At 72.2% G+C, this 12,643-nt stretch carries 10 protein-coding genes; all 10 read right to left on the bottom strand.

From position 1 onward, the window contains the following. Positions 1 to 187 precede the first annotated feature (187 nt). The 10 genes from OHS81_RS29170 to OHS81_RS29125 all read right to left on the bottom strand — a co-directional run bounded on the left by OHS81_RS29170 (position 188) and on the right by OHS81_RS29125 (position 12,124). Positions 188 to 1,264: a S1 family peptidase gene (locus tag OHS81_RS29170; RefSeq protein WP_328388088.1), complete on the bottom strand. Its 1,077-nt coding sequence runs from the start codon at positions 1,262 to 1,264 to the stop codon at positions 188 to 190. 429 nt (positions 1,265 to 1,693) lie between these two features. Next, on the bottom strand, positions 1,694 to 2,617 hold the full coding sequence (locus OHS81_RS29165) for a slipin family protein (RefSeq protein ID WP_328388086.1): 924 nt from the start codon (positions 2,615 to 2,617) through the stop codon (positions 1,694 to 1,696). 257 nt (positions 2,618 to 2,874) lie between these two features. After that, positions 2,875 to 3,774 carry a S1 family peptidase gene (locus OHS81_RS29160; protein ID WP_328388084.1) on the bottom strand — a complete coding sequence of 300 codons (900 nt, stop codon included), beginning with the start codon at positions 3,772 to 3,774 and terminating at the stop codon, positions 2,875 to 2,877. A 275-nt stretch (positions 3,775 to 4,049) separates the two neighbouring features. Beyond that, entirely contained in the window at positions 4,050 to 5,435 is a 1,386-nt protein-coding gene (locus tag OHS81_RS29155) for an NtaA/DmoA family FMN-dependent monooxygenase (protein WP_328388082.1), read from the bottom strand. Then, a complete protein-coding gene (locus tag OHS81_RS29150) occupies positions 5,435 to 6,532 on the bottom strand; it encodes an LLM class flavin-dependent oxidoreductase (protein ID WP_328391498.1) in 1,098 nt (365 codons plus the stop codon). The genes OHS81_RS29155 and OHS81_RS29150 overlap by 1 nt, the downstream gene beginning before the upstream one ends. A 44-nt stretch (positions 6,533 to 6,576) precedes the next feature. Beyond that, a complete protein-coding gene (locus OHS81_RS29145) occupies positions 6,577 to 7,524 on the bottom strand; it encodes an ABC transporter substrate-binding protein (protein ID WP_328391496.1) in 948 nt (315 codons plus the stop codon). A 50-nt stretch (positions 7,525 to 7,574) separates the two neighbouring features. Then, positions 7,575 to 8,396 carry an amino acid ABC transporter ATP-binding protein gene (locus OHS81_RS29140; RefSeq protein ID WP_328388080.1) on the bottom strand — a complete coding sequence of 274 codons (822 nt, stop codon included), beginning with the start codon at positions 8,394 to 8,396 and terminating at the stop codon, positions 7,575 to 7,577. Beyond that, entirely contained in the window at positions 8,393 to 9,322 is a 930-nt protein-coding gene (locus tag OHS81_RS29135) for an amino acid ABC transporter permease (RefSeq protein WP_328388078.1), read from the bottom strand. The genes OHS81_RS29140 and OHS81_RS29135 overlap by 4 nt, the downstream gene beginning before the upstream one ends. After that, positions 9,306 to 11,243, bottom strand: coding sequence for an FAD/NAD(P)-binding protein (locus tag OHS81_RS29130; protein WP_328388076.1), 1,938 nt, complete (start codon positions 11,241 to 11,243; stop codon positions 9,306 to 9,308). The genes OHS81_RS29135 and OHS81_RS29130 overlap by 17 nt, the downstream gene beginning before the upstream one ends. Then, positions 11,240 to 12,124, bottom strand: coding sequence for an amino acid ABC transporter permease (locus tag OHS81_RS29125; protein WP_328388074.1), 885 nt, complete (start codon positions 12,122 to 12,124; stop codon positions 11,240 to 11,242). Before OHS81_RS29125 ends, OHS81_RS29130 begins: the two co-directional genes overlap by 4 nt. Between the last annotated feature and the right edge of the window lie 519 nt (positions 12,125 to 12,643).

Raw genomic sequence — 12,643 nt, 5'->3', positions numbered from 1 at the left:
GCTGATCCGATCTGAGCTCGGCCGAGCTGCTTCAGATCCCCGGGCACCGGTGGATGGTGCCCGGGGATCGTCGTGTGCGGCGGGCACCGTGGGCCGGCGCCCGCTCCCGGACGCCGAGCATCCGGGAGCCGGTGCCGTGCGCCTGGAGGGGTGCCGTGCGCCGGGAGGAGCGCGCCGCCGCGCGGGGTCAGCCGATCTGCGCGCCGTAGGCCTTCAGGGCCTCCGGGACCGGCTGGAAGAAGGTTTCGCCGCCCTGGGAGCAGTCGCCGCTGCCGCCGGAGGTGAGACCGATCGCGGCGTCACCGTCGAAGAGCGCGCCACCGCTGTCACCGGGCTCGGCGCAGACATCGGTCTGGATCAGACCCTCGACCGTGCCCTCCTGGTAGTTGACGCTGGCGTTCAGCGCCTTGACGGTGCCGTCGTGGACCTGGGTGGTGCTGCCGCTGCGCTGCACCTTCTCGCCGACGGTGGCCTCCGCGGCCTTGGTGATCTTCTGCGTGCTGCCGTTGTAGAGGTCGACCTCGCTGGGGTGCGCGGTGTCGCCCGTGTACTTGGCGAGGGAGAAGTCGTCGCCCGGGAACTTGGAGTCCTCGGTGGTCGCGATCGCCGAGCCGCCCTGCTTGTCGGACCAGCTCTTGATCTCGTTGCCGCAGTGGCCGGCCGTCAGGAAGTACGGCTTGCCGTCCTTGACGACATTGAAGCCGAGCGAGCAGCGGGCCCCGCTCCCCCAGATCGCGTCGCCGCCGCCGATGAAGGGTTTGAACTCACCCTTGCTGTGGCGCACCTCGACCTTGTCGCCGAGGGCCTTGGCGACCTTGGTGAGCCGGTCCAGCTTGGTGCCCTTGACCGTGCGGTCGGCGGTGACCACGACCTTGTTGCTCTGCGGGTCGATGCCCCAGGACGTGCCGGGGATGGTCGCCTTCGACTTCAGCGTCCGCCGGGCCGAGTCGAGCTGGGCGAAGGTGTGCTTGACGAGTCTGGCTTCCGCCCCCTTCGCCCGCACGGCCTGGGCCTGCGCCTTGTTCACCACATTGACGACCAGCTTCTTGGCCTTGGCGTCGTAGAAGGAACCGGCCGTGTCCGTCTTGAGGTGGGAGGCGAGGGCCGACGCCGCGGTGGAGGTCAGCTTGGCGAGCGCGGGGGTGCGCGCGGGGGCCGTGGACGCGTTGGCGTTGGCGAGGGTGACAGTGGCGGTGGCGGCGAGCGCAAGGGCTCCCGCACCTGCGACGATGACGCGCCGGTTGGGTATGCGACGGTGCTTCAAGTCAGAGCCTCCGTGGGGGGAAGAGCCCGGAAACTGTGGGGAGTTGTCCGGGCCCGGAGAGTGAGGAATCGGGGCAGGAACGGATCTGCCCGGGGAGCGGATCCCGGGAGGCGCGTCCATGCCCGCGTGCGGAGCCGAGTATTGCCATCCGCCTCACTCGCGCACAAGACCGGGTTCCGGTCTCACATACGGGAGTTCACCATTTCGCCACACGACGGTCACACCGATGTCCGCACGCCTCGGCCCCGAGTGCGGACATCAGCGGGCACACCAGGCGCCCGGCGGACGGCAACGTGTGAGGACTATAGCTGGCCGGAAAACGGCAGCCGGGAACCGGCCCCCGCGCAGCAGAGAACGCCGCAAGTGACCGCATAAGAAGGCATATACGGCGACCGGACGGACATCAGGGACGAACTGCCCACTCCGCCGCTACGACAGGTCCTCGGCGTCCGGAAGGTCTTCCAGCTCCGGGGGCGGCGCGCCCCCCTCGCCGCCCTCGACGGCCGCTCGCGAGACCCCGGGCTTCGCCGGACCGGCCGGCCGCCGCGCGGCCCCTCGCTCCGCTTCGGCCGCCGCGGTCTCCGCCTGGGCCTGCAGCCCGGAGCGCTCCAGGAACCGCAGCAGTTCGACCGGGAAAGGCAGGACAAGGGTGGAATTCTTCTCGGCCGCGACCGCCACCACGGTCTGCAGCAGCCGCAGTTGCAGCGCCGCGGGCTGGTCGGACATCGCCTCGGCCGCCTCGGCCAGCTTCTTGGACGCCTGCAGCTCGGCATCGGCGTTGATCACCCGGGCCCGCCGGTCCCGGGTCGCCTCCGCCTGGCGGGCCATCGACCGCTTCATCGTCTCCGGCAGCGAGACGTCCTTGATCTCGACCCGGTCGACGGTCACCCCCCAGCCGATGGCCGGGCTGTCCATCATCAGCTCCAGGCCCTGATTGAGCTTTTCCCGGTTGGACAGCAGGTCGTCCAGTTCGCTCTTGCCGATGATCGACCGCAGTGAGGTCTGCGCCATCTGCGAGACCGCGAAGCGGTAGTCCTCGACCCGGATGACGGCGTCCGCGGCGTCCACGACCTTGAAATAGACGACCGCGTCGACCCGGACGGTCACATTGTCCCGGGTGATGCCCTCCTGGGCGGGCACCGGCATCGTGACGATCTGCATGTTGACCTTGCGCATCCGGTCGATGCCCGGAACGATCATGGTGAACCCCGGCCCGCGCACCTCGGAGGCCAGCCGCCCCAGCCGGAGCACCACACCCCGCTCGTACTGCTTGACCACCCGCGCCGCGGCCACGAGATACACGGCCCCCACGGAGGCCAGCGCCACCCCGGCCGTCACCAGTTCTTCGACCATCACGGCTCCCTGACGTGTGCCGCGCGCCGTCCGAATCGCGCTGTTTCCCATGGTATGCCCGGCCAGGGGAGGCGGGCGAGGAGGCTCACAGCGGGCGCTGCCGGGCGCCGCCAGGCGCGGGCGGCACGGGCGAGCCCCCGTCCACCGGTGGACGGGGGCCCTTGTGCTGCCGGAGCCGGGTCCGGCGATCGGTTCGGTTGCCCCCGTACGGTCCCGGTGCGCGCGGACCGGTCCGTACGGTCGTCAGCCGGCCGGCGTCAGTAGACGCTCACCCCGTAGGCGCTCAGCGCCTCGGTGACCGGCTGGAAGAACGTGGTGCCGCCGGACGTGCAGTCGCCGCTGCCGCCGGAGGTGAGGCCGAGCGCCTTGGTCCCGGAGTAGAGCGGGCCGCCGCTGTCGCCGGGCTCGGCGCAGACGGTGGTCTGGATCAGTCCGGAGACGATGTCGCCGCCGCCGTAGTTGACGGTGGCGTTCAGCGCGGTCACCTTCCCGCTGTGGATGCCGGTGGTGGAGCCCCGGCGGGTGACCGACTGGCCGACGGAGGGGGTGCCGGCGCTGGTGATGTCCTGACTGCCGACCGTGCCCTCGTGGGAGACCGAGCCGGTGTACTTGATGATGCCGTAGTCGTTGCCGGGGAAACTGCTGCCCGCGGTCGGGCCGATGCTCGCACCGGAGCCGGTGGTCCACGGCGGATTGCCGTCGGTGCAGTGACCGGCGGTCAGGGCGTAGTAGGTGCTGCCGCTGCGGACGTTGAAGCCCAGTGAGCAGCGCCAGCCGGGAGCGTAGATGGCGTCGCCGCCGGAGATGAACTTGCGGAAGGTGCCCGCGATCCGGTCGATGCGGACCGCATCGGCGTTGCTGCCCGCGGCCCGCTCGACCCTGGCGATCTCCGCCTGGGAGACCGTGCGGTCCGCGGTGACGACCAGGGTGTGGCTCTTGCTGTCGACCCGCCAGGCGGTGCCCGCGACATCCGCGCCGCGTATCGCCCGGCCGACGGCGGTGAGCTGGGTGGCGCTGAACGTCCTTGCGGGGGCGGGGTCTTGCGCGTTGGCGGTGGGGATGGCGATGGCGCCGACGGCCACCAGTCCGGACGCCACGGCGATCAGCCGGGTGCGTCTCGCTACGCCGCTGCGGGGGGTGGTGCGCTCGTTCCTCACTGATTCCTCCGAGGGGGATCGGGGGGCCGCCGGTGGGCAGCCCGTGAGGCGCAGCCGAAGGGCACGCGAGAATCCGCACGTTCATTTTCAGCGTGCCCCTGACAAGCGCTGAGCGGAGTTTCGGGCGCGCCACCCCCGCAGCGCAAGAGGTCCACACGATTGTCTTGCGCCGGATACACGTGCTTCATGGCCGCATCACCGCAACACTCCGCCCCGGCAGCCTCGTTGACGGCTGCCGGGGCGGCGCTGACCCCCTCGGTCGGGGGTGGGACGGATCAGCGGACGACGCGGTTCCGCTCGCCGGCCGGCGGAGCGACGGGCAGGGTGGTGCCGGGCGGCGGGAAGGGCCGGTGTACGGGCTCCGGCAGCCCGAGGTGGGAGCGCAGCGTCGTACCGGCGTATTCCGTGCGGTGCACACCGCGCTCCTGGAGCAACGGGACGACCCGGTCGACGAACTCGTCCAGCCCGCCGGGGGTCAGATGGGGCACCAGGATGAAGCCGTCGGCGGCGCCGGTGCGCACATGGGTTTCCATCTCTGCCGCGACGGCCTGCGGGGTGCCGATGAAGGACTGCCGGCCGGTGGTCTCGATGACCGTCTCGCGCAGCGACAGCCCCTTGGCCTGCGACAGCGCCCGCCATCTGGCGGCCACGGCCTTCGGGTCGGCGATCTTGACGCGGCCCTGCGCCAGCTCGCTGCCGGGGACCGGGTCGAGGTCCGGGAGCGGCCCGTCGGGGTCGTACGAGGACAGGTCGACACCCCAGATCTGCTCCGCCGCCAGCAGCGCATTCTGCGGGGAGACCTGCTGCCGGCGGATCTCGGCGGCATGTTCCCGGGCCTCGGCCGCGGTGTCGCCGAGGACGACGGTGACCCCCGGCATGATCTTGAGGTCGCCGGGCTGCCGGCCGTACGCCGCGAGCCGGCCCTTGACGTCGGCGTGGAAGGCGCGGCCCGCCTCCAGGCCGCTGTGCCGGGTGAAGATCACGTCGGCGGCGGAGGCGGCGAACTCCCGGCCTTCGGGCGAGTCCCCCGCCTGGATGACGACGGGGTGGCCCTGCGGGCTGCGCGGCACGGTGAATTCACCGCGGACGGTGAAGTGTTCCCCGCGGTGATCGACCGGGCGCGGCTGTCCGTCCTGTGTCCAGGAGTCCCACCACTCCCGTGCCGTGGCGACGAATCCGGCGGCTCTGGTGTACCGGTCCGCGCGGTCGAGGTAGCCGCCGCGGCGGAAGTTCTCGCCGGTGAAGGCGTCGGAGGTGGTCACGACGTTCCAGGCGGCCCGGCCGCCGCTGAGGTGGTCGAGGGAGGCGAGACGGCGGGCGAGTTCATACGGCTCGTTGAAGGTGGCGTTGACGGTGGCGGCCAGGCCCAGCCGGTCGGTGACCGCCGCCAGGGCGCTGAGCAGGGTGATCGACTCGGGCCGGCCGACCACGTCGAGGTCGTGGATGCGGCCCTTGTGCTCGCGCAGCCGCAACCCCTCGGCCAGGAAGAAGAAGTCGAACAGTCCGCGTTCGGCGGTGCGGGCGAGACGGGCGAAGGAGGAGAAGGCGATCTGGCTCTCCGACCGGGGGTCCGCCCAGACCGTGGTGTGGTTGACGCCGGGGAAATGCGCGGCCAGATGGATCTGCGTGCGGGCCGGAGCGTCCGGTGCGGCCGGGGACATCAGGAGGCCTCCCGGGCGGGGGCGTAGCGGCTGGCGGGGCGCGGCAGGCCGAGGTGCTCGCGCAGCGTGGCGCCGGGGTCGAAGCGGCGCAGCAGACCTCGGTGCCGGAGCACGGGGACGGTGCCGTCGACGAGCAGCGCGAGGTCGCGGGCCGGGTCGGCGGGCCGCAGATGGAAGCCGTCGGCGGCGCCGGCGGCGTGCCAGTCGCCCAGCAGCTCGGCGAGCCCCGCGGCGTCGGCCGGGCTCTCCAGGTCGACCGGCAGCGAGGCCAGGACGAGCAGGTGGCCGGGGTCCCGGCCGTGTCCGCGGGCACGGGCGCGCAGTTCGGCGCGGGCGGCGCCGGCGGTGCCCGGGTCCTCCGCGCGGACCAGCGCGACATCGGCGTGGGCGGCGGCCACCTCCCCCACGACCGGATCCGTCGGCGCCGCGGCGTCCTCCCCCGCAGCGGTCATCTCGACCACGACGACCGGCCGGCCCTGTGGGGGCCGGGGCACGATGGAGGGGCCGCGGACGGAGAAGGAGCTGCCGGTGAAGTCGACGTGGTGGAGCTTGTCCCGGTCGATGAACCGGCCACTCGCCCGGTCGCGGATCTCGGCGTCGTCCTCCCAGCTGTCCCACAGCCGGGCGGCGGCATCGGCGACTTCACCGGCCTCGCGCCAGACCTCGGCGGGCGGGGCCGCACCACGGCGGCCGAAGAGCGCGGCGTCGGCCTCCGTCGTGGACACCTCGACGCTCCAGCCGGCCCGGCCGTGGCTGACCCAGTCCAGGGTGGCGACGGCCGTGGAGACATGGAACGGCTCGGTGTGGGTGGTGGTGACGGCGGGGACCAGGCCGATCCGCTCGGTGGCGGGCGCGACGCGGGCCAGGACGGCGAGCGCGTCGAGTCCGGGGCGGGCGAAGCTGTCGCCGAGGGTGACGAAGCCGAGGCCGCCGCGCTCGGCGAGTCGGGCGAGCGCCACGAAGTGCGCCGCGTCGAAGTGCGCTGTGTCGGAGGGGGCCGGGGCGTAGGCGGCCGGGGCGTAGGCGGCCGGGGCGCCGGGCCGTCGCGGGGCGTCCAGCGCGACGGCCAGATGCAGGGGGCGCGGGGGCAGGGACATGGGCAGGGACATGGGCGGGGCTTCCTTTCTGCGCCGGGCGCCGGTCAGTTGGCGGTCCTGGGCAGGCCGGGCGGGTTGACCTGTGAGGTCGTCAGCCGCTCCCCGGTCAGCCCCCAGCGCGCCAGCACCTTGCCGTAGCGGCCGTTGTCGATGACCTTCTGCAGGGCAGCGGCACAGGCCTTGACCAGGCCGCTGCCCTTCCTGGTGGTGGCGGCGATCTTGCCCTGGACGCGGTCGCCGCCGCCGGAGAAGGTGCCGGTGATCTGAGTCTGTCCCGCCGTGTTCACGTGGTACGCCGCGGTCGGATTCGGGCCGAAGAAGCCGTCGATACGGCCCGACTGGAGCGCGAGGTAGGTGTCGGAGGGCTTCTGGAAGTACTTGATGCCGACCGGTTTGCGGCCGGCCTTCTCGTTCTCCTTGCTCCAGTCGACCAGGATCTTCTCCTGGTTGGTGCCGGTGCCCACCGCGATGGTCTTCCCCGCGACGTCCTTGGCGCCCCGTACCTTCCAGCCGCTGCCCTTCTTCGCCTCCATGGCCGGCTGGTCGCGCCGGTAGGTGGCGAAGTCGTACTTCTCCTTGCGCTCCTCGGTGACCGTGACGTTGGCGAAGACCGCGTCGAGCTTGCCGCTGTCCAGGCCCACGAAAAGGTTCTCCCAGGACAGCGGGTCGAAGCGGGGCTCGAGGCCGAGGGTGTCGGCGACGAGGGTGGCGATGTCCTCCTCGACACCGATGAGGGTCTTGTCATCGGTGGCGTAGAAGCTCAGCGGCGGGCTGGACTCGGCGCCCACGCCGATCCGCAGGAAGCCGGCCTTCCGGACCCGGGCGGGCACCAGCGCGGCGCTCTCGGGGTCCTCGGCGCCATGGATGCGGTGCTGGTCGGGGCCGATATTGATCTTCGGTCCCCGGCCTCCGGCGGCGGCAGGCACGCTGTTGTGGCCCGACGCCGCGGTCCCGCCGCAGGCGGTGAGCGCTACGGAGCCGGCGGCGAGCATCACGGCGGCGGTCAGGGTACGGCGGCGGTTCAACGGATGGCTCCTCATGTTCACAGGACCTTGGAGAGAAAGGACGCGGTGCGCTCATGGCGCGGATGGTCGAGGACGTCACCGGGCGGGCCCTGCTCGACGATCCGTCCGCCGTCCATGAAGACGACGGTGTCGGCCACCTCACGGGCGAAGCCGATCTCATGGGTGACGACGATCATCGTGGTGCCCCGGTGCGCCAAGTTCCTGATGACCTCCAGGACTTCGCCGACCAGCTCCGGATCGAGCGCGGAGGTCGGCTCGTCGAAGAGCAGCAGCTTGGGCTCCAGGGCGAGCGCGCGGGCGATGGCGACGCGCTGCTGCTGGCCGCCGGAGAGCGTCCGCGGGTAGGCGTCCGCCTTGCCGGCGAGCCCGACCCGGTCGAGCAGCGCCCGGGCGGACTCGGCGGCCTCCTTCTTCGGGCGGCCCAGCGCGGCGACGGGGGCCTCGGTGATGTTCTCCAGCACGGTCAGATGCGGGAAGAGACGGAAGTTCTGGAAGACGAAGCCGATCTCCGTGCGCTGCTTGAGGATTTCGCGTTCGCGCAGCTCGTAGAGCCTGCCCGGCCGTCGCCCACCGCCGGCCTTGCGGAAGGCCCGCCACACCGCGGCCTTGTCCTCGCGCCGGTAGCCCACCAGCGCGCCGTCCACACTCACCGAGCCGCTGTCGGCCTTCTCCAGGTGGTTGACGGTGCGCAGCAGGGTGGACTTCCCGGAGCCGGACGGGCCGAGGATGACGGTGACCTCACCGGCACGGACCTGGAGGTCCACCCCGCTCAGCACCTGGAGCGGGCCGAAGCTCTTGTGGACGGCGCGGATGTCGACCATGGCGCTCTGCGTGCTCATCGGGTGGCTCCCTTGGAGAAGTGGCGTTCGACGTAGTGCTGGAGGACGGAGAGCACGGTGGTCAGCAGGACGTACCAGGCGGTGGCGACCATCAGCAGGGGCACGACCCGGCCGTTGCGGCCGTAGATGACCTGGACCTGGTAGAAGAGTTCGCCGATCGCCATGACCGAGACGATCGAGGTGCCCTTGAAGAGGGAGATGACCTCGTTGGTGGCGTTCGGCAGGATCGAGCGGGCCGCCTGCGGCAGCACGATGCGCCGCAGCTGCCGCAGCCGGGGGATGCCGAGCGCCGCGGCCGCCTCCAGCTGTCCGCCGTCCACGGCCAGCACCCCGCCGCGCACGATCTCGGCGGCGTACGCGGCCTGGTGCAGCGCCAGCCCGAGCACCGCCGCGCCCATCGCACCGACCAGGCCCATGGTGTCGACGTGGACGAAGCCGGGGCCGAAGGGGATGCCGACGTCCAGGCGCTTGTAGAGGTAGGAGAGGTTGAACCAGAACAGCAGCTGGACGATGAGCGGGATGGAGCGGAAGGCCCAGATGTAGCCGAAGGCGGCCCAGCGCAGGAAGGCACTCGCGGACAGCCGCATAAAGGCCAGCACGATGCCCAGCGCAAAGCCGAGGGCGGTGCCGTAGACGGTGAGCTGAAGGGTCACCCCGACCGCCTTGAGCACGGTCTGCGCGGTGAAGAACTGGGCGAACACCTCCCATTCCCAGGCGGGATTGGTGACCAGACCGTGCACGAACTGGGCGATCAGCACCGCCGTCACCACGATCGCGGCCCAGCGCCAGGGATGGCGGACGGGCACGACCTTCAGGGCCGCCGGGTCGTCCGCCGGCGGTGTTCCGGCCTGCTGGGCAGCCGTCTGCCGGGGTGTGGCCGGCTGGGGTGCGGCCTGTCCGACGGGTGGGTCACTGGTCAGCGGCATGGGTGTCCTCGGGGGTGGGAGCGGGGCGGACGAGAAAGGCGGCGGGCCGGGGCGCGGCCGGGGCGGCCCGGTCCCGCAGGAAGGTGAGCAGCGCCCGCGCGGTGGCGTCGTTCTGCCGGAAGGCGGGCGCGTTGGTACGGGGCCGGGCGAAGGCGCCGCCGGAGCGGGCGTCGGTGTGCGGGCCGAGGGCGAAGCGGCGGGGGTACGGAAGGCCGCTCCGGTCCAGGATCCGGGCGTCGGCGGGGGCCACCGCCAGCAGCCCGGTGGGGGTCGCGGCCGCGCCGTCGGCGTACAGGGCGCGCAGCAGGGCGTCCCGGGTGCGCTCGACGGTCGCCTGCGGCAGCCGCGCCTCGACCAGCGCCCGGGCCTCGACCGGCTTCCCCGGCACACTGGCGCTCTCGGCGCGGAAGACCCCGCGCCGCGGGTCGGCGGTGACGGTGGTGCCGGCGCCGAGGAAGCGGACCACCCCGGCCCGGGAGAGGGCGAGCAGCTGCCGTAGCCGCGGTCCGGGCGGGCCGGAGGCGAGATAGCTGAAGAACCCGTGCCACCACGGGCCGCGGTCGCCGATCCGGACCAGTTGCCCGTAGACCGACAGCAGCGCAAGGAAAACCGCCAGGTCGGGGCTGTGCGCGGGGTCGTGACGGCGGGCCAGGTCGGCCTCGATATAGCGGCGCAGTCCGTCCTGCAGCGCCTCGGCGCCGGGGTAGCGCAGGCCGTCCAGCGGATGGTCCAGGGCTTCGAGGTCGAGGCGGTCGGCGGGGTCCGGGACCGCGGCGGTGACCAGGGCCTGGAGGGCGGCGCTGCCCGGGTCGGCGGCGGCGTACTTCTCCTCGAAGTCCGGCCAGTGCATCCGGGTGCGAGCGGGGTGGGCGGTGAACAGCCGGTGGTAGTGGGCGAAGCCCAGCTCCTTGTCGATCAGCGGCCAGACGTCACGGCGGAAGTCGAACCCGTCGGGCCGGGCGAGCAGCGCATCGACCTGCTCGGGCCCGAAGAAGCGGGGCAGCGGCGGCCGTTCGCCCTCCGGTTCGTAGCCGATCTTGGAGTGGTAGGGCACGCCGCGGCGCGATCCGACGTGCAGGACGGGCTCGCGCCCCGAGGGCCGGTAGACCGGCTGCCCGTCGGCGCCGGTCGTGTAGGTGCCGCCGCGGCCCTCGGTCAGCAGCACCATCAGATCGACGAAGGCCAGCCCGAAGCCGCGCACGAGCACCGGCTCACCGGGCCCGAGGGCGCTCAGCTCGCTGTCGGCGGTGAACGCGGGCGGCAGGTACGTCAGCCCGTTCCGGGCCGCGAAGTCCGTCAACTCCCGTTCCTCTGGCGTAAGTTCGGCCTCCAGATGCCCCAGCGTGAGCACCACGAGGTCGGCCGGGAGCGGGGTGGGGCGGCCCGCCAGGTGCACCTGCTGCCGGCCGTCGCGCGGGCCCGAGACCCGTACGGCCCGCTGCCGGTGCTCATGGACGGCGACGGTCGGCGGCAGTGCGGCCACCGACCGCTCGTACACCCAGCTCAGATAGGCGCTCTGCAGCCGCCGGCCGGCGAAGTCGCGGGGCCCGAGCTCCGCGAGGGCATCGGCCAGGCCGGGCGCGACGGGGATCTCGCCGTCGCGCACCGCGCGGGCCCACTCGGCGAGCGAGGGTCCCGGCCGCACCGGCCCGTCCAGGTCGACGCTCTCGTCGGTGAACATGGTGACGTCCTCGGCCGTGGAGTTCATCCACAGCAGGGGCGACTGGCCGGCGCGCCAGATACGGCCGCCACCGGGCGGGTGGGGATCGACGAGATGCAGATCGAAGGGCAGGTCGAAGGGCAGGTCGCCGAGGACTTCAGGGGCGTTGGCGGCGATCCGCTCGATCAGCCCGGTGCCGCGCGGCCCGGCTCCCACGATCACCACGGACGGCCGCCCGGACGGGTTCGCGGACCGGTTCATCGGGCACCGGCCGCACCGCGGGCGTAGTGCCGCTCCAGGTAGTACTGGCCGACGCCGAGCACCGAGGTGACCGCGACGTACCAGAGGGTGGCGACCAGCAGCAGCGGAATGACCTGGTAGGTGCGGTGGTAGACCAGCTGGACGGAGTAGAGCAGGTCCTGGACGGCGATGACGCTGACGATGGAGGTGCCCTTGAGGGTGCCGATCAGCATGTTGCCGGCCGGCGGCACGATGGCGCGCATCGCCTGCGGCAGCACGATGCGGCGCAGCCGCCGCCAGGCGCCGAGCCCCAGCGACTGGGCCGCCTCCAGCTGCCCCTTGTCGACGGAGAGGATGCCCCCGCGGACCACCTCGGCGGCGTGGGCGGCCTCGTGCAGGGTGAGGCCGATCAGGGCGATGGCGAGCGGGCCGAGCAGATGGACGGTCTTGATGCCGAGGATCGTCGGGTACAGCGCCCCGATGTTGAACCAGAACAGCAGCTGCACCAGGACCGGCATCGACCGGAAGAGCCAGACATACCCCCAGCTCACGCCGCGCAGCACGGGGTTGGCGGACAGCCGCATCGTCGCGAGCAGGGTGCCCAGCGCAAAACCCGGCACCATGACGAGCACGGTCAGCCACAGGGTGAGGCCCAGGCCGCGCAGTACGGCGGGGGTCAGGAAGTAGTCGGCGACCACGTCCCACTGGAAGGCGTCGTTGCGTACGACGGACTGCAGGGCCAGTGCGAGCAGGACCAGGACGGCGGCGGCCGCGGCCCACTGGCCGGTGCGGCGGCGCGGCACGATCCGGGGGGCGGGGTGGCCGGTGACGTCGTCGGGCGGAGCCGCGGCGGTCGCCGTAGAGGTGTCGGCCGTAGGGGTGCCGAGGGTGTCGGAAGGCATGCGAAGGCTCCGTGGATACCGAGCGCGAGCACGGGAGTGGAGCGCCTTCACACAGGCGGAAACGGGCCGTGCCCCTCAGCACGACCGGCCCTTGAGGCTATGGGGTGAACACGCCTGGCTGTCAAGGCCGTCCGGACTGTGAGCCGTGGATCACTTCATGGTTGACGCGGAAACGGATGCCTGTTCCACTTGCTCGCATGTATCTCCGGCAGCGGCTGGTCACCCGCGACCACATCGACTTCGGTCGTGTGTGGTCGTCGTCCTGTTGAGCTGACGCCCTGCCCTGAAGCCCGTCGCCCCCAAGGCCGGGCCGTTCCGCGGTTCTTTCTCCCCGTCAACCGCGCGCCTTCACACCTCGCGCCGCCGTCCGGCGCACCCCCCTCCCCTCGCCCCACCCGCACTACCCGTACGCAGCGGTCCCTTTCACCTCTCCTGTCCTATTCCCCTCCCCTGTCCTGTTGTTCCTTCGGCATGCTCGAAGAAGGGCGCAGTATGCGCTTCGGCATCACGACGTCGACC

Origin of the sequence: Streptomyces sp. NBC_00400, assembly GCF_036048035.1 — a bacterium.
GTDB lineage: Bacteria > Actinomycetota > Actinomycetes > Streptomycetales > Streptomycetaceae > Streptomyces.
This window is presented reverse-complemented; position numbering and strand designations above follow the sequence as displayed.

Coding starts and splice junctions, on each gene's coding strand:
- OHS81_RS29165 (WP_328388086.1), bottom strand. CDS start 2,617: ATGGTCGAAGAACTGGTGACGGCCGGGGTGGCGCTGGCCTCCGTGGGG.
- OHS81_RS29135 (WP_328388078.1), bottom strand. CDS start 9,322: ATGCCGCTGACCAGTGACCCACCCGTCGGACAGGCCGCACCCCAGCCG.
- OHS81_RS29155 (WP_328388082.1), bottom strand. CDS start 5,435: ATGTCCCCGGCCGCACCGGACGCTCCGGCCCGCACGCAGATCCATCTG.
- OHS81_RS29140 (WP_328388080.1), bottom strand. CDS start 8,396: ATGAGCACGCAGAGCGCCATGGTCGACATCCGCGCCGTCCACAAGAGC.
- OHS81_RS29150 (WP_328391498.1), bottom strand. CDS start 6,532: ATGTCCCTGCCCCCGCGCCCCCTGCATCTGGCCGTCGCGCTGGACGCC.
- OHS81_RS29145 (WP_328391496.1), bottom strand. CDS start 7,524: ATGCTCGCCGCCGGCTCCGTAGCGCTCACCGCCTGCGGCGGGACCGCG.
- OHS81_RS29125 (WP_328388074.1), bottom strand. CDS start 12,124: ATGCCTTCCGACACCCTCGGCACCCCTACGGCCGACACCTCTACGGCG.
- OHS81_RS29130 (WP_328388076.1), bottom strand. CDS start 11,243: ATGAACCGGTCCGCGAACCCGTCCGGGCGGCCGTCCGTGGTGATCGTG.